Genomic DNA, 24080 nt, shown 5'->3' on the forward strand with positions numbered 1-24080 from the left:
GAGATCAGTTCTTTGAAGTTTTGGTCGTGGTCGATCGTCATTTACAGATTTAGAGGTTTATTCACTTGGAGGCGTTGCACGACAAATATGAGAGCTTTGGGAGGCAACCTGGATTTGCAACCGAAGTAATAAGACTTATTGGATTCATGATTTTAAGTGCGATCGCTCTCCACGGTTTCTGCGATCGTCTCTTCTTCGGTCTGATAATAGTCGGGTAAAAATTCCTGAGACTCGACTTTGCCTAATGCCTGCTCAAGTCCTGCTGTAGTTGACGTACAACTCCCTCCCGACGCATTGAGAACCGTTTCAACAATTTTGCCATCTTTGCCAATTCGATACTCGATCTTCTGATAATCTGCCATTGTGTCTTCTCAACGCTAATTGTCTTCTCAACGCTAAAGCATGTTTCTCGATCGTAATCCTGGTAACCTCAATTAAGACCCTTTTTCTGACTGAGAAGGGGGAGATTCTTTCACGTCCCTACATTCATTATGAGTTACTCTGATGTCATTGCTCCCCACGGTGGGCAACTGATCAACCGCATTGCCAGCCCCGCCCAAAAAGAAGAATTCCTGTCAAAAGCTGACCATCTACCTAGAGTCCAACTTGATGAACGTGCCGCTTCTGATCTGGTTTTGATTGCCATTGGTGGGTTTAGTCCGCTCACTGGGTTTATGGGGCAGGCAGACTACGATCGCGTCGTCAACGAAATGCACCTTTCTAACGGCTTGCCCTGGGCGATTCCAGTGACGCTGCCTGTTACCGAAGATGTTGCCGCGCCGCTCAAAGCAGGTAGTCTGGTGCGCCTGGATGATGCAGCGGGTCGGTTTATCGGCGTTTTGGAACTCACAGAAAAATACACCTACGACAAACTCCACGAAGCCCTGCACGTCTACCGCACCAACGAAGAAAAACATCCCGGTGTCGCAGTGGTTTATAAGCAAGGAGCAGTCTATCTAGCCGGGCCGATTTGGATGCTGCAACGAGACGCTCATCCTTATTTTCCGACTTATCAGATTGACCCGATCGACTCCCGCACGCTGTTTCGAGAAAAAGGCTGGAAAACGATCGTTGCCTTTCAAACTCGCAATCCCATTCACCGCGCTCACGAATACATTCAAAAATGTGCTTTAGAAACGGTAGATGGGCTGTTTCTTCATCCGTTGGTAGGTGTGACAAAGGACGATGATATTTCTGCTGAGATTCGGATGCGCTGCTACGAGATCATGCTGGAACATTACTTTCCCAAAGATCGGGTAATTTTGGCGATCAATCCGTCTGCGATGCGTTACGCGGGCCCTCGTGAAGCGGTATTTCATGCCATTCTCAGAAAGAATTATGGCTGTACTCACTTTATTGTGGGACGTGATCACGCTGGCGTTGGTGATTATTACGGCACTTATGATGCTCAGTATATTTTTGACGAGTTTGATCCGCTGGCGTTAGGGATCACGCCGATGAAGTTTGAACATGCCTTCTACTGCAAACGCACCCAGGGAATGGCCACCAGCAAAACTAGCCCTAGCAGTCCTGATGAGCGAGTTCACCTCTCTGGCACCAAAGTGAGAGAAATGCTGCGCCGAGGAGAATTGCCCCCGCCCGAATTTTCTCGCCCCGAAGTGGCCGCAGAACTTGCACGAGCGATGAAGGTGCCGACGGAAGTTTGGGGAGATGGAATTTAGAAGAAGGGACGAAGGGATGAGGGATGAGGGATGAGGGATGAGGGATGAGGGATGAGGGATGAGGGATGAAAGGGGGTTTTGTTAGGAGGCGGTTCTGGGTTCGATTTCGGTTGATGTTTGTCCTTGCTGAGTGAGTTGTAATTGGTTGTAGGGGCAATCCTCCGGGGTTGCTCAGGGCCATGATATTCACGAAGGTACTACCCTACACTAGATTTAGACTTCATCCCTCATCCCTCCTGTTACGCTGTTAGCAGGGCTGGAGCGTTGACATGAAACGACGATCGTTCTTACAACAGACGGGACTACTTTTGGCAGGACTGGGCGGCCTGACGGTCGCACCCGATCGCTATTCTCAAGTGCTGGCACAGCCTACAACTCGTCGATTGGCGCTGCTGGTAGGCATCAATCAATATCGGGGCGCAAGTCTCAATGGCTGTCTAACTGATGTCGAACTGCAACGAGAACTCTTGATTCATCGCTTTCGGTTTCATCCCTCAGATGTGTTGGTTTTGACCGATCAGCAGGCGACACGATCGCACATTGAGACCGCCTTCACTCAACATTTGATCAATCAGGCTAAGTCGGGCGATGTGGTCGTTTTTCACTTTAGTGGCTATGGGAATTTGATCAATACGGGAACGACGATCGAAGAGTCACAAACTCAGTTAATCACCAGTGACGAACCCGCTTTTGATGAATCTGCGATCGGACTAACCGAAGAAACGCTGTTACTCTTGCTCAAATCATTGTCAACTGACCAGGTGACAACAGTTCTGGATGCAGGTTATGTCTATTCGGGTATGAACCTTTTAGGAAATTTGCGGGTGCGATCGCGTCCCAGTTTGCCGATGGCTCGATTAGATGATGCAGAATTGGCGTTTCAAGAACAACGTTTGGCGGCGTTGAGTCTGGATCGCGCTCAGGTGGGTGTACAGCGACGATCGGGTCAAATTCCAGGTGTAGTGTTGACGGCGGCAACTGCTTCCCAAACAGCCAGCGAAGCTCGATGGAATGGCTTTAGTGCGGGACTGTTTACTTACTATTTAACGCAACAACTCTGGCATTCAACGCCCGCGACAACCCTGCGATTTAGTCTGACTCAAACAGCCGAAGCGATCGGGCGAGTGGATACTCAACAGCCCAATCTAGCAGGTCAGAAAAGCCGCGATCGTCCCTTAAAGCCTTATCACATTCAGTTATCCGATGCGGGGGCAGATGGAGTGATCACCGCGATCGAGGACACCGTTGCTCAAGTTTGGTTAGCAAGTTTACCCGCTCAACTCGAACAAGGCACCCAGGCTCTATTGACGGTTTCGACCGGGACTCGCCTCCAGATTTACGCCAAAGACGGGCTGACCGCAAAGGCAAAAATTCAAAGCGAAAATTCTGCGGCTCCCCTTCAGGTCGGGCAATGGGTACAAGAAGCGGTACGAATCATTCCTCACAATCTGGGGCTGACGGTGGCGATCGAGAGCAGCCTAGAGCGAATTGAACGAGTCGATGCGGTGAGTGCGTTTTCGGCGATTTCCTCCGTGTCAGCCGTGATTGCGGGGGAGCAGGCGGCAGATTTTTTGTTTGGTAAAGTGCGCGAGACGACTCAGGTGGCCGCTTTGCCGACCGCGCCGATCTCCGGAGTAGTGCCGCCTTCGGGGTATGGGTTGTTTTCGCAGGGACAAGTGGCGATCGCCAACACCAGTGGAGAATCGGGCGAAGCGGTCAAGCTAGCCGTCAAACGATTGGTGCCTCACCTGCAACGGTTACTCGCCGCAAAATTGTTGAATCTGACGGTAAATACGCGATCGCAGACGTTGGGAATTCAAGCAGAATTGATTGAGAAGTCTTCTTTAGAGCGGGTTTTGATCCAGCAAAAGACGGCTCGTATTTCTCAAGGAATGGTTTCCAATGCAGGCGCTCAAGAAGGCAAACGCTTGACGCTGGCGATCGGCACTTCCCTGCAATATCGCCTCGAAAATCAGGGAGATCAGCCGCTTTATTTTGTGTTGTTGGGGTTGGATAATAGCGGTCAGTCGTTTGTGATTTGGGCAGATGAGGCGGCGGTTTCTCCCAAAACGGTGCTGACGGTGCCGACGCTGGAATGGACGGTTCGCAGTCCGATCGGGCTTGCCGAAACTCACCTAATTTGTAGCCGTATGCCCTTTAGCCAAACTCAAAGCCTGGTGCAGTCGCCCTCACAGTCAGGAATTCGCTCTATTGAGCGACCTTTAGAAGTGGCCCAAGCGATTCTCAAAGACCTGCATCAAGCGAGTCAGAATGCTGAGAAGACGGTAGGAGCGATCGAAAGTTATCTGCTCGATATCAATGAGTGGGCGACCTTTCGGTTTGTCTATCAAGTTGTTTGACAAGTGGTTTGACAAGTTGTTTGAGAAAAGTACTCATGTTCATTCAAAAAGTTTTGCGTGTTGTATTGCTGGTTCTATTCACGCTGCATTGTTGGGTCGATGCGCCTAGCGTTGTTTTAGCCGATACATCTGTGTACGAAGAACGATTGCAGCATAGTTCTGATGGCATTGGTAAATTTTATCTCGATCGTGAAATTGCTCAGGTGATGGGTCACGAAGGTGCAGGTTGGTTAGAGCGTCCCCGACGATCGGGCGAAGAACAACCGCAAAAAGTGATCACTGCCCTCGATCTCAAACCGACCGATGTGGTTGCCGACATTGGTGCAGGGACGGGTTATTTTAGCTTTCGGATTGCGCCTCGTCTGTCTCAGGGCAAGGTGTTTGCAGTAGACATTCAGCCCGAAATGATCGAGATTCTCAACGACCTCAAAGCCAAAAAACACATTGCCAACGTCGAGCCTATTTTGAGCAGTGTCACCAATCCCAATCTGCCCGAAAACAGTGTTGATGTGGCGTTGATGGTCGATGCATATCATGAATTTGAGTATCCCCAAGAGATGATGGCGGCGATCGTCAAGTCCTTAAAACCCGGAGGAAAAGTGGCGCTTGTTGAATATCGCGATGAGAATCCTTTAATTTTGATCAAAGCGCTGCACAAAATGACGCAAGCACAAGTCAAAAAAGAAATGGCAGAAGTCGGATTAATCTATCAGGAAACTAGAAACGGTTTACCTCAGCAGCATTTAATGATCTTCGAGAAGCCAAAGTTAGCCTGACTGTCACTGAGTAAATTGCTATGAGTCGTTCTTGTAGGCGCGGTTTGAACCGCCAGCCAGACTGTTGCGAAAACCGCAGTGTAACGATCGAGGCAAATTCCTTTCTAATTTGCTTTTGATCCAGTATGCTAAATTCCACGTATCGGTTCTGACGGGGAGCAGCCGTCGGAGGAAACAGGGAAAGTGTAGTGTGATTCTACCGCTGTCCCGCAACTGTAAGAGAGTTTTGATTCGTTCATCAATCTACTCTTGAGCCAGAATGCCTGCCGATCGCGCCCATCGTCTTATCTGCGAGGTACAGGATGAAGACACGTCGAAAATGGGTCAGCCTGGGATTGATGGCTGGCTTAAGTTGCTATCTTTTTCTAGCTTCAGCAAGTCCTGCTTACGCGATGCACATTTCAGAAGGGTTTTTGCCTGTGTGGTGGGCAATCTTTTGGTGGGCGGTCGCGCTGCCGTTCTTTTTGCTGGGGCTACGATCGCTCACCCGCATTACTCAACAAAACCCCGAACTCAAACTACTGCTGGCATTATCAGGCGCATTCACCTTCGTCTTGTCAGCGCTCAAAATTCCTTCGGTGACGGGAAGCTGTTCTCACCCGACGGGGACTGGGCTGGGCGCAATTTTGTTTGGCCCTTCCGTGATGTCTGTGCTGGGGGGATTAATCTTGCTCTTTCAGGCGTTGTTGCTGGCGCATGGAGGCTTGACAACGCTGGGTGCAAATATGGTGTCGATGGCGATCGTGGGTCCTTACGTGGCCTATTTCACCTACCATCTTGTATTGCGAACTGGGTATCAAAAGGTTGCAATCTTTTTAGCCGCGGCGTTGGCAAATTTGATCACGTATCTGGTAACCGCCGTACAACTTGCATTAGCATTTCCTGCTGTGCAAGGTGGCTTTATTGCGTCATTTCTCAAGTTTGCAGGTATTTTTGCCATTACCCAAGTTCCCCTAGCCGTGACTGAAGGGTTGCTCACGGTACTAGTTTGGAACTGGCTACAGCATTATGGAGAACAAGAACTGCAAACCCTGAAAGCATTAAGAGAACCACAATAATGATGAATAAACGATCGAACTGGCTATTACTCATCGGCGTAGTTGTTTTATCGCTTGGCCCTTTGTTAGTTCTCCAGGGCAGAGAGTTTGGAGCAACCGACGGTCACAATTCAACTGCAATTCAAGAGATTCGACCGGACTACAAACCCTGGTTTCAGCCTGTGCTCAAGGATTCTGGCCCCGAAGTGCAAACTTTCTTATTTGCAGCTCAAGCGGCGATCGGGGCAGGCATCACAGGTTACATTCTGGGCTTATACAAAGGTCGATCGCAGCAGCGCAAGGATGATCAATAGCCTGTATTCTGCCAAACATGACCCTGCAAATTGATACGATCGCTTACACCAATCGACTACGCCACTTGCCACCGAGTCAAAAGTTGCTGTTTGCGATCGTGCTTTTGTCGATTACCTATTGCACTTCTACTCCCATACAGATCCTTATTACTGCTTGGGTGAGCATCTGGATTGTCGTTTATGCCAAAATTCCAGTCTCAATCTATTTGCGGCTTCTTTCCATTCCTGTTGGATTTTTGCTTACGAGTTTGCCAGCATTTGTTATCAATAGCGTTGCATTATCTAATTTATCTTTTGTGCAAACAGACATCTGGCAGGGTTTTGCTTTAGGTAATCATTTTGTTTATCTAAGCCATCAAGGAATGCAGCAGATCAGTGAATTAGGGGCACGAACGATCGCCTCTACTGCCTGTATTTATTTTGTCATGTTTACCATTCCCTTTACTGAAGTTCTAGACATTCTGCGTCGCGTTGAGTGCCCTGTATTATTAGTTGATCTCTTGATGTTGATGTACAGATTTATCTTTGTGTTGTTACGCACGGCGAATGAGATTTGGATGGCGCAGCGATCGCGCAACGGCTACAATACTCGAAAACTTTGGATCAAAAGTCTGGGGCTGCTAATTGGGCAACTCCTTCGTCGTACCTTAGAAAACTATCGTCAAGGCTCTCTCGCGTTAGAATCCCGTGGCTTTACTGGAGAGTTTCGGGTATGTCACTCGCGGCGTTATTACCCCTCCAAACGTTACAGCTTTGAGGCATTGTTAGGGTGTGTCATCTTAGTCATGCTCACGGGATGGCACTATGCTTCTATTTGAGCAAGTTGGCTACACCTATCCTGGTAGTGATCAACCCGCCCTTGAGAATCTCACGTTACGCATTCCGTCGGGCAAACGCTGTGCCTTAATTGGTCAAAATGGCTGCGGCAAAACCACGCTGTTTCTCTTAGCAAACGGACTCTACAAACCCCAAAAAGGACGAATTCATTGGCAAGGTTCACCGCTTCGCTACGATCGCTTCGAGTTACCCGCAAGGGGTCGCTCCTCTTTGCTCAATCTTCGTCAAAAAGTCGGGCTAGTTTTTCAAGATCCCGAACAGCAGCTAGTGGCCTCTACTGTTGAAGAAGATATCTCGTATGGGTTGTGTAATTTAGGTTTGCCAGATGCAGACGTGATTCAAAAAGTTGGGGATGCGATCGCCGCTTTCAACCTTACTGAACTGGCCGCCCGTCCCGTTCATCACTTAAGTTTGGGGCAAAAAAAGCGCGTTTCTCTCGCCGATGTCATGGTGCTTGAGCCAGAACTATTGCTGTTAGACGAGCCAACGGCCTACCTCGACCCACGTCAAACCCGCGATCTGATGGCAAAACTACGTCAGATTCACCAAAGGGGAACGACGATCGTCATGGCCACTCACGATTTAGATTTAGCCTACTGTTGGGCCGACTGGATTTTTATCCTCAACAAAGGGCAACTCATTTTAGAAGGAACGCCTCAGCATGTATTTGCTCAACGCGACACTCTCAACCAGCTTCAATTAGAAATTCCTCTAGTATTTAAGGTTTTAGAGCAGGTGACAGAAGCCTTGTCTCAAGAACCTAAATCACTACAAGAGAGAATTGTTGAACCGTTGCGAAACCGCATTTTAGAAGTGCTTCGATATGAATAACGATTCACAAAAATCACTGAAGCACCGCCCTGTTTGGTGGAACTTTCAAACACATTATTAGTATCAACCACCATCCGCAGTCATTGAAAGTTGGATATGGCACTGCGATCGCACCCCATGCAATGTCGAATTATTGACTTACCGCCATTCTCTACCCCTAAACTTAGCCAGTTAACGGTTCTGTTGCGCGACGACGAAAGAACTATCAACGAAGCGAGAAGACTCTTTCCGCTGCTCCAACAGCATTGTTAGACCTTGCCTCAACGAAATGACCATTAACTACATCATGGTTTCAATCGCCACAATGCCGCCCTCAACTGCTTCAATTTGAAGTTTAGAGCCATACAGCAAACTCATGCCGATAAGCGGCTCTGCCTCTGATGCTGCCACATCCACAACTTGATATTGTCCATGCCAGATGACAGAGGCGCGATACATATCAAAAAGAACTTCACTACCATCGCCCAACGTTGCGGAATCGCGGAATATCCAAGGCAATTCCAGCGACTCAATGATAGATAATGGGAGCGACAAAAATCCGGTAAAGCCTGTATCGACCACTACCTGAACCATTTGCTGACGTGCTCTGCTATGACCAACAACCACCGGAATGATCGCTTCACAACTTTGATTCACGAAACCTTGCATCATACTGGCTTCTTCAGGCTCCGCGAACCAAACCGATAAACGGTGCGATGTCCAATCCGAATTACCCAAGGCTGTGCATCGGGCACACGCTCATAAAGGCGATCGGTCGCTTCGATCGTCGTGTCTGCCACTTCAAAGGCTCCAGTTTCGATGTCGATCGCCACAATCTTGCCATGATTACCTTCCTCAACTTGAGAACGCACTTGAGATTCATAAATCTCGTCGCCACGTCGAGCGAATTCCTCTTTACTGTAGCGGGGTTGGCGAACTGTCATTGCCTTGACCTCGTTGCAACATTACTCCTGAATTTTAACCTAAGCAATCGTCTACCTCAGAGCCTATTGTTAGGCGGCGATCGCTCACTAACTGTTGCTACTACAATGCGCTCACACTTTTCTAATAACAATGACAACTATGGGCACCAGAAGTCACGGGCTGCGGTTGGCAGGTTGGTCAGTACACTATCAAGTTGAGCTTCGTTAACGTTCTTCCTAAGCGCTATAGCAGCATCTCGGATAGCTGTGTCAACTAATCTGTCTCAAGCCAAAATCGAGTTGACGATCGCACTTCCTTAATTTCAGCTTTGTGTGATCGAGTTGCCGACCGCGCTTCTTTAGTTTCAGCTTCGTGTAATCGACTTAACAAAAGCGTTTCCTTAATTTCAGCTTTGTGTAATCGAGTTGCCGATCGCGTCTCCTTAATTTCAGCTTTGTGTGATCGAGTTGCCGAAAGCGCTTCCTTAGTTTCAGAACCCTGATGCTTAGTTGCAAGGTTGTATTTTGATGTTACGGACTGAGGTTCCTCGTCATTCGATCGCCAAAAGTCAATTCACACTTCTCAAAAAATTCAGTCTTCCAAAAAATCAAAAATCTGTGTAAGATGTCCGCAGGTGGATGTCACGCCCCGGAAATCTGATGAACCAGATCAGACCTCCGAGGACTTCCACCTAAGTTAATTGTACTAACTTCGGAGGCGTTCATGATTGTACTACGTCTGCTTTGCGATGGGATCTTGAAAGGTTGGAATCAAGATCCTGCATACACTTCATACAACGGGGGAACGTTTGAGCCGTCAGCGTTCCCGTCCTCTTTGCACTAAATTTTGCACTAAATAGAGAGGATAAAAACATGGCCGTTAGGAAACCCCTTCCTGACTCGGTTTCGTTTAGCTTTGAGTTGCAATGTTCATCCGTTAGACGCTATCGGGTTATGGTCACATTGGATTTGCAAGAGCGACTAATCTTGATGTCCTCTGGCATTCTTCCCGATGTGATCGATTTCGTTGAAGAATTTGTTGAACAACTGAGTGAAATTGCCTCGACAAAACTGGCAATTCTCAAATGGGATGGCACCAGCGACTTGACGACTGAATATCAAATCATTCGCGTGTTAGCAGGATATCAAGCCCAACGTTCTTTAGTGAAGTTCAATATCGTCATCGGCGACAGTTCACTCATCCACCTGGAGGAATTGCACGACAAAAAGACAATTCAACTTTAGGGAGTCGATCGCGAACCTGATTCACACTCTAAATAAACGTGAATTCGATGAGAGTTTTTCCGCTTCGTTGTTCACGGCTCCTGCCCCCCAACCCCCCAATTTTGGGGGACTTTCAGAGAGGAATTCTGGTTCAAAGTCCCTCACTCGTGGGGGATTTAGGGGGCGTTCCTGGATCTAAAAGCGAAGCGTTCATCGAACTGACGCTAAATAAGAGGGATGATTGAGAACTCATTTATCTGTTCATCCCTCGTTTTTTATCGTTGTGCCAAAAATCTCAACAGCCCTCACTTGCCCATTTTTCGCTTCATCTGATTCAACTCTTCTTGAGCTTCCCAGCGGGTAAACTGCTGCTCTAGCGGATCAGCTGAGTTATGAATATGGTTCGTACTTTGATTCCAGCCATTGACCGCCCAGCGTTGTTCGGTTTGAGCCGCACGGGCCGTCTGAGCTTGTGTAAGTTCCGTTTGGACTTCTTGACGGCGCTTCTGAATTTTTTGCTGTAGCGCTTCCGTTTGCTTGAGCCGCTCCTTGAGCATTTCCATCTGTCCCCATTTCTGGTTGCCTTCTCGTAGCAAAGCCGCCTCATGAGCTTGAGCAGGTTCCGCAAGATCCATCCGCCCGCCTGCTTTGGCTTTCTCAATACGAATGTGCCAGCGCTGAATCTCTTGCGCCGTAGTCAAAATCTCTTCTTGAAGCTGTTTCTCTTTTAACTGAAGGTCTGCCATCAGCCGCCGCGTTTCCTGCTCTTGATCACGCAGCTTTTCTTCGAGCGCCTGCAACTCAAGATGCGGATTGTTACGCAAAAACTCATCAAGTCGAGCTTCAAGAAACTGACTAAAATCGTCAAACAGACCCATGATTTAAGGCTCCCGATCGCAAGTGGCTTCTAGGTTTTTCCCTAGTCTAATCGCTAAGGATCGTGAATTAAATGAACCCAGGGAATCAATTCACGGCGACCCAAACAAAACTTGTCTTCGCGCTTAAAAATCGTCTAGTCTACGAAGCCAGATTTTGCGCTTGTAAGAACGGTTTGAACCGTCAGCCAGAATTACGCGCTATTTAATTCTTGATCCCAAAAGCCGATCGCTACCCTAAAGCTTTTGTCCTGTAGAAAGCGTTCTCACCTGCCCATTGCGTCGCACAGTCGCATATTGTTTGGACACTTCCACCAAACTCCAACCGCTCGACCCGATGCTTTCACCAATGTAGTAGCGCTGAGTCACCCCATTCATCTCAAACAAAACAACTGATTTCGAGGGGTCAGCCCCTTCTAACACGCCCACCATCGTTCGCTGAGGGCCAGTCGCTTCTGATTGAGGCACGATCGGAGCCGCAGGTTGAACGCTCACCGGACGATTCGCTGTCGGAGAAAGTCGCTCTAACACACTAGCCAGCCGCGTCAAAATCTGATTTAGCTCACGATTGCGAGAATTGTCAGGCACACTGGCCGCCGGAGCAGCAGGCATATTAATCGTGATCGGCGCTCTGGGTAATGTTGTCGAAGACCTTGCCGGAGGCTGATTTTTGGGCACTGGCACCGTCGGCATCCCGCCATTATAAGGAGCAGTGGGCAGTCCTTCTGACTTACCTGTAGTCGCTTTGCGATCGATTGCCTCCAACGATCGCTGCACATAGGCAGAAAACTGAGCATTCGTATCGACAGGCTGAGGCGCTTGAGCCACCGTTGTAGGAGCCGGGGCGGAGGTCAACGCAGATAAAATTCGACCCGGAACGCCTTGTTGAATTGACCAGATCGCTAAAGCCGCGATCGCAGAGGTTGAACAGGCAACTATCAGGAGGCGATCGAAGGTGCTGCGACGAGGTTCGGGAGGTTTAGTTTTGGTGAGTTCGCCCAGTTCGGGGAGTGCCAGATCGTCAGTGTCGATTTTTGGCTTCCATTGAGGAAAGCTGGGAGCGCTCAACAGCCCTGAAGAGAGAGGCGGCGGGGCAATTTCTAGTTTGCGTTTGACAGGCGCTTCGACCGAAACGGGAGTCGCAGGCGGAACAGCACCCTCTAACAGTCGCTCAACATCATCAAACAGATCATCCATCAAGCGATCGGCAAAAGAATCGACCTGAAATGGCTCTGGTAGAGCTTCGGTTTGTTCCCAGGACTGAGCATCTAGAAGCGATTTTTGGCTGGTGACATCTTGAGGCATGGTTTTTATGAGAGTCGATCAAAACGGATAATTGGCTGACTGCACCCTTGAACTTCTGTATCTGTCACGGTCTGATCATTTTTCTCGATCGCGCAAATCTAATTAAAGCGCTCAATCCCACTCACGAATCTATCTTTAGGTAGAGAGCACCTAAAAGTGAAGTATCGAGAGATGATACCCCAAAAGTCAACGCTTGCAGCACTTCCGCAAAAATTATCATTCCTCCAGAAATGACACCCACGGTTCTAGAAACTGCTTACTGAGATTACATGTGATATTAAATCAACCCGATTCTCAGTAACCAAGAAAAACAGTGTTACTTTTGGGTGAGCTTGCTTGTGAGGTGGAGTTGTTTTCGATTCGTCTTCTCCAAAAAGAGGCTTTTTAAAGAAGAAGTAGAAGCCCTTTGGCTTGACAACTCATACTCATTACGAGTACGCTTTGATTAATTCACTAATCGAGGAGCTTACCTATGTTGCCTAACCGAGAAGGACAGCGCGTTCCCAGCGCTACATTTCACACCCGCAAAGACAACCAGTGGGTAGACATCACAACAGAAGAATTGTTTGGGGGGAAGACCGTTGTTGTCTTTTCGCTGCCTGGTGCCTTCACGCCGACCTGCTCCTCTACACACCTGCCGGGATATAACGAACTGGCCAAAGTTTTCAAAGCCAATGGGGTTCATGACATTGTTTGCATGTCAGTCAACGATACGTTTGTGATGAATGAATGGGCTAAAGATCAAGAAGCCGACCATGTGACGCTGATTCCTGATGGCAATGGTGAATTTACTGAAGGGATGGGCCTATTGGTAGACAAACATGATTTGGGGTTTGGCAAGCGATCGTGGCGCTATTCGATGTTGGTCAGAGATGGTCTGATCGAGAAGATGTTTATTGAGCCAGAAGAGCCGGGCGATCCGTTTGTGGTGTCTGATGCAGAGACGATGCTGAGTTATATCAACGATCAGGCGCAAAAACCCAAGCTGGTTTCTCTATTTGCAAAAGTGGGTTGTCCTTTCTGTGCGCGGGCTAAAGCGATGCTGCAAGATCGCGGCATGGACTATGAGGAGATTGTGTTGGGTCGCGATGTGACGAGTCGTTCTGTCCGGGCGATGACGGGCGCGGCGACGGTTCCTCAAGTCTTTATTGATGGCAAGCTGGTCGGCGGATCTGAGGAGTTGGCGGCTTATTTGGGAGCGGTGTAAGAAGGGATGAGGGATGAGCGATCGCCGTTTAACCTTTTCATTCCATCATTTGAATTTCATTGCCTGTTGTTCATTCCTTCAGTTCTAAGCTGCGCCATAAGTACCAGGAAGCGATCGTTCGATAAGGCTGCCACGGCTGTCCGAGTTGAGCGATCGCTTTTGAGTTGGGTAGGTCGGTTAGATTGTAGGCGCGACGGATGCCTGAGCGGATTCCTAAATCGTCAACGGGCAATACATCCCAGCGATGGAGTCTGAAGATCAGCAGCATTTGCACTGTCCACCGACCGATGCCTTTGATTTGGGTAAGTTGCTCAACGATCGCTTCATCCTCCAGCGTTGCTAATTCTGATATCGTTGGCAATCCGTTTAGTGTTTGTTGGGCGAGATCTTTGATGTAGAGTGTCTTCGATCGAGACAATCCTACACTTCGTAAATCCTCGTCTGATGTGTTGAGAATCGCCTCTGCGGTCGGCACTCCAGAATACAAGGCTAAAAACCGGGTGTGAATTGCTTTTGCGGCTTTTGTAGACAGTTGTTGTGAGATGATCGATCGTGACAACGAAAACAATAAATCACCCGACTGTTGCGCCTGATCTAATGTGCAATCCCCAATTTGATCAATCAGATTTGCCAAGATTGGATCAGACTGTTTGAGATGAGCAAGCGCGATCGTATAGTCCATTTTTTAGTTTGATTATTTTTGTTTGATGATCAAGGCTGATTTAACTGATCTCTTCACTCGATTCCCGGTTTCATCGACCTTACCGTTAATGGTTTTGCCTCGATAATACAGCGATGACGAACTGCCACCATCCAGATTCATCGCCGTTTTGACTCCTAGACTTTTCATCAGGTTGGCGAGTTCTATCAGTGACATTCCCGAATCAGGTGAGGCAGTCTGAGCCACCATTACCCAAACGATCGCAGTGTCAGTCAACCCGATCGCGCTTCTTGCATTCCATTGATTGATGCCGATCGGGTCACGTCCATTACTCGGATCGATGAAGGCTTCTGACTCAGCAGTGAGTCTTGGCAACAAACGTGGGCCACCACCAATCGAACTTTTTAGCTGACACCCGGATGGAATCGGGTCACGATGCAGCGCAAATGCATATCGAATCGGTTGATCACATTGATAGTGCCGAAACTCCGATCGATTCAAAATCCTCTCCAAATAAGGCTTGAGTGTTGGATTGTTGATCAAGCGATCGTTCTCTTGAGGATTAGCCACCACTTGCCCTTTGAGAATGATATGAGAAGTCGATCGCTGGTTTTGAGGGTCAAAATATCCGCCGTTGATGACTGCAATTGCGCCTTCTCGTTGGGCAAACTGTTCGATCGTTTCGGTAGCATTTGATAAAACAGGCATCACCTCAAATTGATTTTGCAACGGAATTTTGACAATATGAACGACGCTGTGAGAAAACGACCGTGATTCATATTGAATCGTTTGAGAAACCGAGCTTGACATAGAAATCGGAACCTGAGCAGATGGGAACGAAGAACAAAATACGAAGGCGATCGACAAACTTAATCCAACTAAAGCCAATCCAATTTGCCAAACTTTTCTCATATTCGCCTCTTCACTTGCCCTTCAGATCAGCCTGCTAAAATCAAACTGCAAAATTCTAAATCTACCATTCACACTGCTTTGAGTACGGTAAACCGAAGCCTGAGCGCTAACCGTCCCAGTTGCCAAGATGTTAAGTTTAGTTACATAAATAAAAGTTCACTTTGAACCGTTTTGGACTTTGGATTAGATCTTCTGGTACATGTTTTGACTCTCTCGATCGACATAACTTTGAAAGATTCCTCTAAATGCCAAGTCTAAAATTACAAGGATTGGTCACACCATGAGCATCAAAGAAAACCCAACTCCGTCTCGTCCACGTCTGATTGGCAACATTTTGCTGGGCGTTTCTGGGTTGTTTCTCCTCGCAAATCTATTGTTACCCAACTTGTTTGGGCCACAGGTTCCGGGCGTTCCCTACAGCTTGTTTATTCATCAAGTGCAAGAAGGGGAAGTCGATCGCGTTTCTGTCGGTCAAAATCAGATTCGGTATCAGGTCAAAGGCGAAGCCGATCAGCCGGGTCAAGTCTTCTCGACCACACCAATTTTTGATCTCGAATTGCCCAAACTGCTCGAAGAAAAAGGGGTCGAATTTGCAGCCACGCCACCGCCTAAAAATGGTTGGTTCACGACGCTTCTAAGCTGGGTGTTGCCTCCCTTAATCTTCATTGGGGTTTGGCAATTCTTTATCGCGCGAGGCGGTGGTGGGCCTCAAGGGGCCCTGTCGATCGGCAAGAGCAAAGCCAAAGTTTATGTCGAAGGCGAATCAGCCAAAATCACGTTTGCAGACGTAGCAGGCGTTGAGGAAGCCAAAACTGAGCTAGTCGAAATCGTTGACTTTCTCAAAACACCCGCTCGATTTCTGCAAATTGGTGCCAGAATTCCCAAAGGTGTCTTGTTAGTCGGGCCACCTGGAACGGGTAAAACCCTTTTGGCAAAAGCCGTCGCAGGCGAGGCAGGCGTACCGTTCTTCAGCATTTCTGGGTCAGAATTCGTCGAACTGTTTGTAGGCGTAGGTTCCTCTAGAGTTCGCGATCTGTTTGATCAAGCCAAAAAGCAAGCACCCTGCATCGTGTTTATTGACGAACTGGATGCGATCGGCAAGTCCCGCAGCAGCAACGGATTTTACGGCGGCAACGACGAACGTGAACAAACCCTCAACCAGTTGCTCACCGAAATGGATGGATTTGCCGCAGGCGACGCGACGGTGATTGTTCTGGCAGCCACCAACCGCCCCGAAACGCTGGATCAAGCCCTGTTGCGCCCAGGTCGCTTTGACCGTCAGGTACTCGTCGATCGCCCCGATCTGTCAGGACGGGAAGCCATTCTCAAGATTCACTCTCAAAAAGTCAAGCTGGGCGATGATGTCAATCTGAAAGCGATCGCCACTCGCACCCCCGGATTCGCTGGCGCAGATCTGGCCAACCTGGTGAATGAAGCCGCCCTACTCGCCGCTCGCAACCGCCGCACAACCGTCGCTCAAGAAGACTTTGCCGAAGCGATCGAGCGCGTCGTAGCAGGCTTAGAGAAAAAGAGCCGCGTTCTCAACGAAACTGAGAAGAAAATTGTCGCCTATCACGAAGTCGGTCACGCGATGGTCGGCTACGCAATGCCAGGAAGTGGTCGGGTCGAAAAGATCTCGATCGTCCCTCGTGGCATGGCAGCTCTAGGTTACACGTTGCAGCTTCCGACCGAAGATCGCTTCTTAATGAACGAAGACGAACTACGCGGCGAAATCACCACATTGCTGGGTGGACGATCGGCCGAGGAAGTCGTCTTTGGCAGCATTACCACCGGAGCCTCAAACGATTTGCAGCGAGCCACTGACTTAGCCGAACGCATGGTCACCACCTATGGCATGAGCAAAGTGCTTGGCCCACTTGCCTATCAGCAACAACAGTCCAACTTTTTGGGAGGATCGCCCAATCCGCGTCGAGCCGTCAGCGAAGAAACCTCCAAAGCGATCGATAGTGAAGTCAAGGAAATTGTGGAACAAGCCCACGACCGCGCCTTAGACATTCTCAAACAAAATCGCGAGTTGCTGGAAACGATCGCCCAAAAGCTGCTCGAAACTGAAGTGATCGAAGGGGAAGAGTTATACGCACTCTTAGGTCAGGTCAACAAAGTCGCTGTCTCCTAGTCTTCTCAGTCATTGCATCAGTAATTGAATAAAAGCAGGCGGAATTCTCATTGAGGTTCCGCTTTTGTTTTGCCCTCTCTGATAGTCTTTGACCTGCTGCTGTCTACAATGTGATTAGTGAATTAGTCAGCCATTCGCGCTATTCCAAAACCCATTTATCTTTTAATCATCCATCTGCCAAAAATGTCGGATTCTCAACCAGAAATTACGCCCGAAATTCTCCAAACGATCGACGTTCTAGAAGCGCTAGAAACTTTACTAGACAAAGCACCCAGCGAAGCGATCGAGCAAATTCTTCAAGACGCTTGGCTCAAGGTCAGTGAGACTTTTCCAGAAGACTTTAAGGAGGCAACACGAGAAGATGCTGGAGCAGAGGGATTGCGCCTCTACATTCGCGTCAAAGCCTTCTTTTCTAACCCAGCCAAAAATCGAATTAGTCCTGAAGACCTAGAAATCTATTATCAGCATCGGATGGAAGCGATCGACGAAGATTCTGCTGACTTTTCTACAGATGAACGGTAGCGATCGTAAATAAAGTGCTTCCACAGATGCCGATTTTAACAGTACAAGCCTTATGCTCTGAAGCAGCAAGCTTCTCAGCGATCGAGTCTCAGCATCCAGAGCCTATTCTCTAGGGTGTCACAGACGGTAAAGCTATTGGAACATATTTAGAACAATTCAGGCTTTACTTAAAGGGAAAATATGAGTTTTTGGAGGGTAATTCAGCCAGTGGTATTGATTTTACAGGCTTGCTTGTTGATGTAAAAGTAACCAGCGTCAGACAACCTCAGTCGTCATGCCCCTTCAAATCTGCACGACAAAAGATTTTTGGACTTGGATATTCTCTACTTGTTTTTGTCTATGACAAGTCAGACAATAGCACCATCCGCACAGCAACTTTAAGTATTCTGCACACCATCTATGTCACTGCCGAGAGAACAGCCGATTTTCAAACTCCAATGCTTTGCAGTGGCGGCTTCAATATGGGAGAGTCCTTGAGCGGGCTGGGCAAGAAGAAGGTGTTGTTGCTGTTTATAGAGCGGTTGTATGACTCAGGTTGTCTCTAAGTCAAAATTAGAGTATGGAGACTTTCAAACTCCATTAGAGTTAGCTGAAAAAATTTGTCATAAGTTGTTAGAGCTTGGTGTAAACCCTGACGTTATTGTCGAGCCAACCTGTGGCATTGGTAACTTTATTCAAGCTTCTGCACATTTATTTCCATCAGCCAGTAAAATCATCGGAGTTGAGAGAAACCAAAACTATTTACAAGAAATTAGAAAAAATAGTCGGCTACAAGACAAAAGAATTCAAATTCAGCCAGGAGATTTCTTTGAGTTTGATTGGTCTTCAGTGATGAAAACTCAATGTAGCGAAAAAATTCTGGTATTGGGGAACTTTCCCTGGGTTACTAACTCTCAACAAGGAATGACTGGGAGCAGAAATTTACCTAAAAAGACTAACTTTCAAAATCACAACGGTTTGGATGCCATTACAGGTAAAAGCAATTTTGACATTTCTGAGTGGATGTTGATTAACGCTATCCAATGGTTGCAGAAACAGGATGCCTATCTTGCAATGCTATGTAAGACTTCTGTTGCAAGAAAACTATTAAATTATATTCAGTCCAAAAATTCAAATCTTTCTTACTGCTCAACTTACAAAATAGATGCAAAGAAATATTTCAACGCAACTGTTGATGCTTGTCTTCTATTCTGTAAATTTGACTTGGATTCACAAAACTACTTCTGTGACGTATTCAATAGTCTTGAGGCGGATACTCACTACCGGATAGGTTATCGAAATAATATTCCAATTAGAGATACAGGCTCTTTTGATCAATTAGAAAATCTACATGATCCCAAGAGGGAAGCGAAATGGCGATCGGGCATCAAGCACGATTGCTCAAGCGTAATGGAATTTCGTAAAGTTGATAATGCATTTATGAATGGATTGGGGGAAGTTGTTGATATTGAAGACACTTGCCTGTTTCCTTTAGTCAAAGGTTCTGATGTTGCACAAAACCGCATAAAAAGCATTAATCGCTATGTTTTGGTCACTCAAAGATTCGTTGGTGAGCCAACTGAATATATCCAAACTTTAGCTCCCAAAACCTGGAACTATTTAGAGACTCATTCGGACTATTTAGAGAACAGAAAAAGCAAAATTCATCAGAAGAGTTCTCGTTTCTCTATCTTTGGAGTTGGCTTGTACACGTTTGCGCCCTGGAAAATTGCAATATGTGGACTCTACAAAAAACTAGACTTTCGGTTGGTTGGGCAAATGAACGGCAAACCAATTGTTTTTGACGACACCGTTTACTTTCTCAGTTTTGAAGATGAACAAGTTGCTACTCAAACACTTACACTTTTAACTTCTTCGCCAGCAATAGACTTTTACTCCTCTTTGATCTTTTGGGATGAAAAACGCCCAATTAAATCCAGCATCTTGAACAGTCTAAACTTACCTGCTTTAGCAGAAAGACTAGCCTCAAAATTGTAAGAAATTAGGGCGTTGCTGATTGGAGGGATGAATCTGTTGGGAAGTGTCAATCTTTCCGCCCCCTAAATCCCCCAAAAATGGGGGACTTTGAACCTTGGGGTTCCCTCCGTGGGGCAATTCATCCCCTGATTCAGCAACGCCGAAATTAGCTATTAGGTTAAAACCATCAGACTGAAAGTTTTTGGATACCTGTCGTTAAACAGTTGACTAGCCTCTACTTTGTTAGCCTAGATTTTGAGTGATGGCGGTTGAGCGATCGACAAATTAGATGAATTAATCTACCTTGTGATTGTCAATGCCCAAGTTTCGGTGAAACGTTAGCGCTCCGACTTGTCGATCGCCCACCATCCAATTTTTCACCCGACTCGGCACCAACTCAAATTCGGTTTGGTTAATTTGCGCCAGTTCACTCAAAAACTCGTCCCAGGTGATGTGATCAAGCTGAATGTAAATTGACTTTAGCGAAATGGGATGCCCCCAAGCGATCGCTTGCCCAACTGCCAAGCTCGCCAACTTTTGCCAAATCGGAAAGACCCGCTCCACCAGACTGCCGCTCAACTCAGGAAACTGACTCAACAATTCGCCCTGAGCGATCGCTTTGCGAAACTTTTGCAGCATGTCATATCGCGTCACATAGGGATTAAACTCGCCCACCTGCGATCGCAAATCGCCCCATTCACTCTTACGGACTTCAATAAATTTATCGATGGCCGCCAAAATTAAGTCTCGTTCTGCTTGACGATCAAGATTCGCCGGAAGCTGAATTTCCTCGACTTCTAAAGCTTTGTTGGTTGATTTAGCCACGGTGAAATGGGTGAGGGCGATTGTTCATCCAATCAGATTAGCAAGGAGCGGCTGTTTTCTCCACCCCAGACGTTTGACAAGCTTCGATCAGTCCATCAAGGCCCTGGACGATCCAAATTTTGGTGTTGAGTTTTTGTTCGAGATCTTCAACACGCATGTCATCTAAAAACACGGTATCACCATGCTTCAACATCAAAGAAGGCAGCAGAATCCCATCCTGTAACTCCTGACCCTGCAACGCTTGTAAAATATCCTGCCCAGTCAGTAAGCCCGTCACCGTCATCGTTTGACCCCAATATTGACTATTGAGTGCCACCATTTTCACTCTCAGACCTTGAACCTGATTGAGTCGGCTCAAGATCGGCTGAAAAGCTTGCTCGACCGCGTTGCCCACAATCCATGTAAAGGAACGAGGAGACACCTTTTTAGGAAGCCGTTTTGCCTGTGACTGAAACTCTTTCAAAAATTGCCGAATCGACCCCACTCCATTACCAATCTGCGGATAGTCTTCGTAATGGGACTCCGGCGGCAACGCCTGACCCGCAATCAAAAACCATTCATCTGCCAGCCACACGATCGTCGAGCCATATTGTTGTTTGAACTGTTGTTGAAGCTGCTGCACTTGAGCAATCACTTCTTGAGCCTTTTCGCGAGTCACCGGAATCAACTCATCTTGATCAGGACGAAAGCGCGTCAATCCCACAGGCACCACGGCTACAGAAGCGATCGCCGGGATCTCCCCTCTGTGAAACTGCGCCAGATCCAACAGCGTGCGCGTCAGATGCTCGCCATCATTAATTCCAGGGCACAACACGACCTGAGCATGAATCTGTAAATCGCGATCGTCAAACCATTTCAACTGCTCCAAAATTTGCCCCGCTCGATCGTTCTTGAGCAACCGGGTTCTCACAGGGGCTTCCGTCGCGTGGATTGAGACAAACAAGGGAGACAGCCGCATTTGTTCGATGCGCTCCCATTCTCGCTGCGTCAAGTTGGTCAGCGTCAAATAACTGCCATACAAAAAGCTCAGACGATAATCGTCATCTTTGAAATACAACGTCTGCCGCATTCCAGGCGGTTGCTGATCGATAAAGCAAAACGGACAGCGATTGTTGCACTGGATCAAGCCATCAAACAAAGCCGTTTCAAACTCCAACCCCAAATCTTCGTCGTAGTCTTTCTCAATCTCGACTTGATGAGTTTTGCCACTCGCGTCCAGCACTTCGAGATCCAGCACTTCATCCGCACAGAGAAACTGATAATCGATCAAGTCACGCGGCTTTTGCCCGTTGATCGAAACCAGACGATCGCCCGACTCAAAGCCAATTTCTGCGGCGATCGAATTGGGCAACACAGCCGTAATTAAAGCCGGACGAATGGAAGAATCGCTCATGGAAGTTGGGAAGCTAAATGTCTAATCAGCGTTTGAAAACCGTGGTGAGAATGACCGTGACCGTCGCAGACGCAATCAGCGTAAAAGCCAGTTGCACGACCCATTGAGTCGCCTGTTGATAGTCACTAAAGCGATCGTTAAACCGTTCCCCATCACTAGACAGCTTATCAACTCGATCAGATAGCTGATCCAGCCGCTCCAAAACCTGTTGCTGAAAGTCTCTGTCTCTAAAATTTCGTTGGTCGTCGTCGGATTGCTCGGTCATGATCCTTTCACCCGTGCTTTTCTTATTCTAAGCCTCCTGAGTCAGACGTTTTTCAGCAAGTCTGTCGCGATCGCCAACAGCAGTACCACGCCGAACGTCAGACGATACCAGATAAAAACCAGCGTATTTTTGGTTTGCAGATAGCGCAACAGCCAAGCGATCGACAAATAAGAAAAGATAAACGTTGAGACAATTCCCCCTAGCAGAGGCAGCAATTCATCGACATTCCCGATCGCTTTTCTCGCTTGATAAAGGGTAGCGATCGTCAAGGTCGGAATTCCTAACAAAAAAGAAAATCGAGCGGCGGTGTCTCGCTTCAGTCCCAAAAACAAGGCTGTCGTCAAGGTAGACCCCGATCGAGAAGCCCCCGGAAACAAAGCGATCGTCTGCCCTACCCCCACCAAAATTCCGTCCTTAATTTGCAGTGACTCAAAGCCGCGTTTACGCTTGCCGATTTGTTCTGCCAAACCCAGTAGCAGAGCCATCACGATCGACATCACCGCAATCACCAGAGGCGTTTCTGGAATTTTGTCATTGAGCAGTAGCCCACCGACTAATGCAGGAATCGTACCCACTCCAATACCGACCAGCAGTTTCCACTCTTCACGCTGCCAATCTTTTTCCCGAAATGCTGACCAACCACCCGTCACAATCTGCTGAATATCTGACCAAAAATACATCACGACCGCAATCACACTACCAAACTGAATCGCATCAATAAAATACTTTTGCTGCGTCCAGCCAAACACATCCCGAAAAATCAACAAATGAGCCGTGCTGCTAATCGGTAAAAATTCTGTGATTCCCTGAACGATGCCCAGCACGATCGCCTGAAACAAACCAACCAGCAGATTATTTTTTGGAGCGTCGGCAGCTTGTAGCAAGAAGTGCCCAGCGTTGAATAAAGCGCCCCACTCGGGGTTGAGTTCAAAAAAGTTCATGCGTTCCTGTGGAGTGATTGAGCGATCGGGGTCGTCTTTGCGCGACTAGTCTATCCGAAACTTGTGTCTTAGCAGCTAAGTTTCTATGACTCTCTGCTGATCCAGTCAATGATTTGCGATCGCACTCCGGAAAATCCGCTAAAATCAGAAATACCCCCAGGGGGGATAAGCTTCTTAAGATTTATTACAGAGTTACGACGTTTAACCGACCGAAGTCTGTATGGTAATGTTAAGTTAAGTAAATAAAATTAATCAGAAATAAGAATCCCTTGATTTCCTACCCGTACACTTCTAACCCTATTTATCAACCTCAGACCTCCGAAGCAATGGCTTCTGCTGAGAGTGCACCCGCTGTTCGACCCTGGTTGGTCTTTGGGGGCGCAGTGTTTCTGGTTGCCGTGCCTGTCTTCTTTGAAGCGCCTCTGGTTCGAGCATTGCCTTTGGTAAGTTTGGCGTTGACCGCAGGCTGGCTCTGGCTAGGTTCAAAGCTCTCATCTAAACTCAACACTCAGATCTGGGGAGACCTAATCACAGGATTTGCTTGGACTTGGATGGCGGGATCGGTCTACTGGGGATGGCTGCGCTGGGAACCGACCTTACATTTACCCGTAGAAGCGATCGCCCTGCCGATCGCTCTTTGGGGGCTATCGCGTGGACTGTGCAAGGTAGGCAATCTTTTCTATCTAGGTTCTTTGTTTGGCACGGTGTTGACTGACCTTTATTTCTACCTGGTTGGTTTGATCCCGGCTTGGCGACAGGTGATGCAGACCGAACCGGATCTTGTTCGCCCAATTTTTCAGCAAGCGATCGCTCAAGTTAACACTGCCTGGGGGCTTTTTTGGGTCGCTATCCTAGCAACAATCCTCTTTAGCGTCGGTATTTTTTCTTTTAGGCCCCAAAAGTTGCATTGGTTAGCGTTCAGTGGAGCAGTTCTGAGTACAATCTTGGTAGATGGTTTATTCTGGCTTGCGGCTTCTCTCGCTTGAGCAAAGCTTTAGTAGGTCAGTAATATCACGCTTGAAAAAAAATCTCATCCTTGAGAAGTTGAAAAGTTGAGTAGCCCAAAGATGCGTAGGTTACTTGTTTTCAGGCGTGAACACTGACACGTTTTGCGATGT

The 24080-nt window shown here is 47.7% G+C and carries 26 protein-coding genes and 1 riboswitch; of the genes, 15 read left to right on the forward strand and 11 right to left on the reverse strand.

Annotated features, from left to right (window positions below; genetic code table 11):
- Positions 1 to 152: 152 nt before the first annotated feature.
- Positions 153 to 362, reverse strand: coding sequence for a DUF2997 domain-containing protein (locus ACJ2PR_RS23090; protein ID WP_446878721.1), 210 nt, complete (start codon positions 360 to 362; stop codon positions 153 to 155).
- A gap of 129 nt (positions 363 to 491) precedes the next feature.
- Here ACJ2PR_RS23090 and sat point away from each other — a divergent pair, with 129 nt between their 5' ends.
- The 8 genes from sat (at position 492) to ACJ2PR_RS23130 (ending at position 8089) form a co-directional block, all read left to right on the forward strand.
- Positions 492 to 1682, forward strand: a complete 1191-nt coding sequence (gene sat, locus ACJ2PR_RS23095) for a sulfate adenylyltransferase (RefSeq protein ID WP_446878722.1) — start codon at positions 492 to 494, stop codon at positions 1680 to 1682.
- A 269-nt stretch (positions 1683 to 1951) separates the two neighbouring features.
- On the forward strand, positions 1952 to 4042 hold the full coding sequence (locus ACJ2PR_RS23100; protein ID WP_446878723.1) for a caspase family protein: 2091 nt from the start codon (positions 1952 to 1954) through the stop codon (positions 4040 to 4042).
- A gap of 35 nt (positions 4043 to 4077) precedes the next feature.
- Positions 4078 to 4818: a class I SAM-dependent methyltransferase gene (locus ACJ2PR_RS23105; protein WP_446878724.1), complete on the forward strand. Its 741-nt coding sequence runs from the start codon at positions 4078 to 4080 to the stop codon at positions 4816 to 4818.
- Between the two features lie 126 nt (positions 4819 to 4944).
- Positions 4945 to 5103: riboswitch (cobalamin riboswitch) on the forward strand.
- Between the two features lie 17 nt (positions 5104 to 5120).
- Positions 5121 to 5876 (forward strand): energy-coupling factor ABC transporter permease, encoded by a 756-nt coding sequence (locus ACJ2PR_RS23110; RefSeq protein ID WP_446868281.1) that lies wholly within the window; start codon positions 5121 to 5123, stop codon positions 5874 to 5876.
- Entirely contained in the window at positions 5876 to 6169 is a 294-nt protein-coding gene (locus tag ACJ2PR_RS23115; protein ID WP_446878725.1) for an energy-coupling factor ABC transporter substrate-binding protein, read from the forward strand. Before ACJ2PR_RS23110 ends, ACJ2PR_RS23115 begins: the two co-directional genes overlap by 1 nt.
- Before the next feature lie 17 nt (positions 6170 to 6186).
- Positions 6187 to 6987, forward strand: coding sequence for a cobalt ECF transporter T component CbiQ (gene cbiQ / locus ACJ2PR_RS23120; protein WP_446878726.1), 801 nt, complete (start codon positions 6187 to 6189; stop codon positions 6985 to 6987).
- Positions 6974 to 7837 (forward strand): energy-coupling factor ABC transporter ATP-binding protein, encoded by an 864-nt coding sequence (locus tag ACJ2PR_RS23125; protein WP_446860844.1) that lies wholly within the window; start codon positions 6974 to 6976, stop codon positions 7835 to 7837. Before cbiQ ends, ACJ2PR_RS23125 begins: the two co-directional genes overlap by 14 nt.
- Before the next feature lie 96 nt (positions 7838 to 7933).
- The gene (locus ACJ2PR_RS23130) at positions 7934 to 8089 is read left to right on the forward strand and encodes a hypothetical protein (protein WP_446868285.1); all 156 of its coding nucleotides are present in this window, start codon (positions 7934 to 7936) and stop codon (positions 8087 to 8089) included.
- 27 nt (positions 8090 to 8116) lie between these two features.
- Here ACJ2PR_RS23130 and ACJ2PR_RS23135 read toward each other — a convergent pair whose 3' ends face one another.
- Entirely contained in the window at positions 8117 to 8473 is a 357-nt protein-coding gene (locus ACJ2PR_RS23135) for a clan AA aspartic protease (RefSeq protein WP_446878727.1), read from the reverse strand.
- A gap of 11 nt (positions 8474 to 8484) precedes the next feature.
- On the reverse strand, positions 8485 to 8760 hold the full coding sequence (locus tag ACJ2PR_RS23140; protein WP_446878728.1) for a hypothetical protein: 276 nt from the start codon (positions 8758 to 8760) through the stop codon (positions 8485 to 8487).
- Between the two features lie 852 nt (positions 8761 to 9612).
- Between ACJ2PR_RS23140 and ACJ2PR_RS23145 the strand changes: the two genes are divergently transcribed.
- A complete protein-coding gene (locus ACJ2PR_RS23145; protein WP_446878729.1) occupies positions 9613 to 9984 on the forward strand; it encodes a hypothetical protein in 372 nt (123 codons plus the stop codon).
- Positions 9985 to 10268: 284 nt separating this feature from the next.
- Here the strand turns inward: ACJ2PR_RS23145 and ACJ2PR_RS23150 are convergent, their stop codons facing one another.
- Together ACJ2PR_RS23150 and ACJ2PR_RS23155 are read right to left on the reverse strand one after the other, a co-directional pair.
- Positions 10269 to 10841, reverse strand: coding sequence for a TIGR04376 family protein (locus tag ACJ2PR_RS23150; protein WP_446860841.1), 573 nt, complete (start codon positions 10839 to 10841; stop codon positions 10269 to 10271).
- Between the two features lie 234 nt (positions 10842 to 11075).
- On the reverse strand, positions 11076 to 12143 hold the full coding sequence (locus ACJ2PR_RS23155; protein ID WP_446878730.1) for a hypothetical protein: 1068 nt from the start codon (positions 12141 to 12143) through the stop codon (positions 11076 to 11078).
- 472 nt (positions 12144 to 12615) lie between these two features.
- Between ACJ2PR_RS23155 and ACJ2PR_RS23160 the strand changes: the two genes are divergently transcribed.
- Complete coding sequence (locus ACJ2PR_RS23160) at positions 12616 to 13350, forward strand: glutathione peroxidase (protein WP_446878731.1); 735 nt, start codon at positions 12616 to 12618, stop codon at positions 13348 to 13350.
- A gap of 70 nt (positions 13351 to 13420) precedes the next feature.
- Here ACJ2PR_RS23160 and ACJ2PR_RS23165 read toward each other — a convergent pair whose 3' ends face one another.
- A complete protein-coding gene (locus ACJ2PR_RS23165; protein WP_446860838.1) occupies positions 13421 to 14032 on the reverse strand; it encodes a DNA-3-methyladenine glycosylase family protein in 612 nt (203 codons plus the stop codon).
- A 12-nt stretch (positions 14033 to 14044) separates the two neighbouring features.
- A complete protein-coding gene (locus ACJ2PR_RS23170; protein WP_446878732.1) occupies positions 14045 to 14923 on the reverse strand; it encodes a phosphodiester glycosidase family protein in 879 nt (292 codons plus the stop codon).
- 280 nt (positions 14924 to 15203) lie between these two features.
- On the opposite strand from ACJ2PR_RS23170, the gene ftsH4 reads away from it, so the two are divergent.
- The 4 genes from ftsH4 to ACJ2PR_RS23190 all read left to right on the forward strand — a co-directional run bounded on the left by ftsH4 (position 15204) and on the right by ACJ2PR_RS23190 (position 19559).
- Positions 15204 to 17060 carry an ATP-dependent zinc metalloprotease FtsH4 gene (ftsH4, locus tag ACJ2PR_RS23175; protein ID WP_446878733.1) on the forward strand — a complete coding sequence of 619 codons (1857 nt, stop codon included), beginning with the start codon at positions 15204 to 15206 and terminating at the stop codon, positions 17058 to 17060.
- Positions 17061 to 17243: 183 nt separating this feature from the next.
- Positions 17244 to 17582, forward strand: a complete 339-nt coding sequence (locus ACJ2PR_RS23180) for a hypothetical protein (RefSeq protein WP_446860835.1) — start codon at positions 17244 to 17246, stop codon at positions 17580 to 17582.
- Positions 17583 to 17770: 188 nt separating this feature from the next.
- Entirely contained in the window at positions 17771 to 18127 is a 357-nt protein-coding gene (locus tag ACJ2PR_RS23185; RefSeq protein ID WP_446878734.1) for a hypothetical protein, read from the forward strand.
- On the forward strand, positions 18108 to 19559 hold the full coding sequence (locus tag ACJ2PR_RS23190) for an SAM-dependent methyltransferase (RefSeq protein WP_446878735.1): 1452 nt from the start codon (positions 18108 to 18110) through the stop codon (positions 19557 to 19559). Before ACJ2PR_RS23185 ends, ACJ2PR_RS23190 begins: the two co-directional genes overlap by 20 nt.
- Positions 19560 to 19832: 273 nt before the next feature.
- On the opposite strand, the gene ACJ2PR_RS23195 is transcribed toward ACJ2PR_RS23190, so the two are convergent.
- Genes ACJ2PR_RS23195 through ACJ2PR_RS23210 form a run of 4 tightly spaced genes read right to left on the reverse strand, consistent with a single transcriptional unit; the run spans position 19833 to position 22962 of the window.
- Positions 19833 to 20363, reverse strand: a complete 531-nt coding sequence (locus ACJ2PR_RS23195) for a hypothetical protein (RefSeq protein ID WP_446878736.1) — start codon at positions 20361 to 20363, stop codon at positions 19833 to 19835.
- Between the two features lie 37 nt (positions 20364 to 20400).
- A complete protein-coding gene (locus ACJ2PR_RS23200) occupies positions 20401 to 21756 on the reverse strand; it encodes a TIGR03279 family radical SAM protein (RefSeq protein WP_446878737.1) in 1356 nt (451 codons plus the stop codon).
- A gap of 25 nt (positions 21757 to 21781) precedes the next feature.
- Entirely contained in the window at positions 21782 to 22021 is a 240-nt protein-coding gene (locus ACJ2PR_RS23205) for a hypothetical protein (RefSeq protein ID WP_446860829.1), read from the reverse strand.
- A 41-nt stretch (positions 22022 to 22062) separates the two neighbouring features.
- On the reverse strand, positions 22063 to 22962 hold the full coding sequence (locus tag ACJ2PR_RS23210) for an undecaprenyl-diphosphate phosphatase (RefSeq protein WP_446878738.1): 900 nt from the start codon (positions 22960 to 22962) through the stop codon (positions 22063 to 22065).
- A 326-nt stretch (positions 22963 to 23288) separates the two neighbouring features.
- Here ACJ2PR_RS23210 and ACJ2PR_RS23215 point away from each other — a divergent pair, with 326 nt between their 5' ends.
- The gene (locus ACJ2PR_RS23215; RefSeq protein WP_446860827.1) at positions 23289 to 23948 is read left to right on the forward strand and encodes a DUF3120 domain-containing protein; all 660 of its coding nucleotides are present in this window, start codon (positions 23289 to 23291) and stop codon (positions 23946 to 23948) included.
- The last annotated feature ends 132 nt before the right edge of the window (positions 23949 to 24080 follow it).

Source organism: Phormidesmis sp. 146-33, assembly GCF_052939515.1.

What these genes read in the sequence shown, in the direction of transcription:
- ACJ2PR_RS23090 (WP_446878721.1), bottom strand. Translation starts at nt 362, where the DNA reads ATGGCAGATTATCAGAAGATCGAGTATCGAATTGGCAAAGATGGCAAA.
- sat (WP_446878722.1), top strand. Translation starts at nt 492, where the DNA reads ATGAGTTACTCTGATGTCATTGCTCCCCACGGTGGGCAACTGATCAAC.
- ACJ2PR_RS23100 (WP_446878723.1), top strand. Translation starts at nt 1,952, where the DNA reads ATGAAACGACGATCGTTCTTACAACAGACGGGACTACTTTTGGCAGGA.
- ACJ2PR_RS23105 (WP_446878724.1), top strand. Translation starts at nt 4,078, where the DNA reads ATGTTCATTCAAAAAGTTTTGCGTGTTGTATTGCTGGTTCTATTCACG.
- ACJ2PR_RS23110 (WP_446868281.1), top strand. Translation starts at nt 5,121, where the DNA reads ATGAAGACACGTCGAAAATGGGTCAGCCTGGGATTGATGGCTGGCTTA.
- ACJ2PR_RS23115 (WP_446878725.1), top strand. Translation starts at nt 5,876, where the DNA reads ATGATGAATAAACGATCGAACTGGCTATTACTCATCGGCGTAGTTGTT.
- cbiQ (WP_446878726.1), top strand. Translation starts at nt 6,187, where the DNA reads ATGACCCTGCAAATTGATACGATCGCTTACACCAATCGACTACGCCAC.
- ACJ2PR_RS23125 (WP_446860844.1), top strand. Translation starts at nt 6,974, where the DNA reads ATGCTTCTATTTGAGCAAGTTGGCTACACCTATCCTGGTAGTGATCAA.
- ACJ2PR_RS23130 (WP_446868285.1), top strand. Translation starts at nt 7,934, where the DNA reads ATGGCACTGCGATCGCACCCCATGCAATGTCGAATTATTGACTTACCG.
- ACJ2PR_RS23140 (WP_446878728.1), bottom strand. Translation starts at nt 8,760, where the DNA reads ATGACAGTTCGCCAACCCCGCTACAGTAAAGAGGAATTCGCTCGACGT.
- ACJ2PR_RS23145 (WP_446878729.1), top strand. Translation starts at nt 9,613, where the DNA reads ATGGCCGTTAGGAAACCCCTTCCTGACTCGGTTTCGTTTAGCTTTGAG.
- ACJ2PR_RS23150 (WP_446860841.1), bottom strand. Translation starts at nt 10,841, where the DNA reads ATGGGTCTGTTTGACGATTTTAGTCAGTTTCTTGAAGCTCGACTTGAT.
- ACJ2PR_RS23155 (WP_446878730.1), bottom strand. Translation starts at nt 12,143, where the DNA reads ATGCCTCAAGATGTCACCAGCCAAAAATCGCTTCTAGATGCTCAGTCC.
- ACJ2PR_RS23160 (WP_446878731.1), top strand. Translation starts at nt 12,616, where the DNA reads ATGTTGCCTAACCGAGAAGGACAGCGCGTTCCCAGCGCTACATTTCAC.
- ACJ2PR_RS23165 (WP_446860838.1), bottom strand. Translation starts at nt 14,032, where the DNA reads ATGGACTATACGATCGCGCTTGCTCATCTCAAACAGTCTGATCCAATC.
- ACJ2PR_RS23170 (WP_446878732.1), bottom strand. Translation starts at nt 14,923, where the DNA reads ATGAGAAAAGTTTGGCAAATTGGATTGGCTTTAGTTGGATTAAGTTTG.
- ftsH4 (WP_446878733.1), top strand. Translation starts at nt 15,204, where the DNA reads ATGAGCATCAAAGAAAACCCAACTCCGTCTCGTCCACGTCTGATTGGC.
- ACJ2PR_RS23180 (WP_446860835.1), top strand. Translation starts at nt 17,244, where the DNA reads ATGTCGGATTCTCAACCAGAAATTACGCCCGAAATTCTCCAAACGATC.
- ACJ2PR_RS23190 (WP_446878735.1), top strand. Translation starts at nt 18,108, where the DNA reads ATGACTCAGGTTGTCTCTAAGTCAAAATTAGAGTATGGAGACTTTCAA.
- ACJ2PR_RS23200 (WP_446878737.1), bottom strand. Translation starts at nt 21,756, where the DNA reads ATGAGCGATTCTTCCATTCGTCCGGCTTTAATTACGGCTGTGTTGCCC.
- ACJ2PR_RS23205 (WP_446860829.1), bottom strand. Translation starts at nt 22,021, where the DNA reads ATGACCGAGCAATCCGACGACGACCAACGAAATTTTAGAGACAGAGAC.
- ACJ2PR_RS23210 (WP_446878738.1), bottom strand. Translation starts at nt 22,962, where the DNA reads ATGAACTTTTTTGAACTCAACCCCGAGTGGGGCGCTTTATTCAACGCT.
- ACJ2PR_RS23215 (WP_446860827.1), top strand. Translation starts at nt 23,289, where the DNA reads ATGGCTTCTGCTGAGAGTGCACCCGCTGTTCGACCCTGGTTGGTCTTT.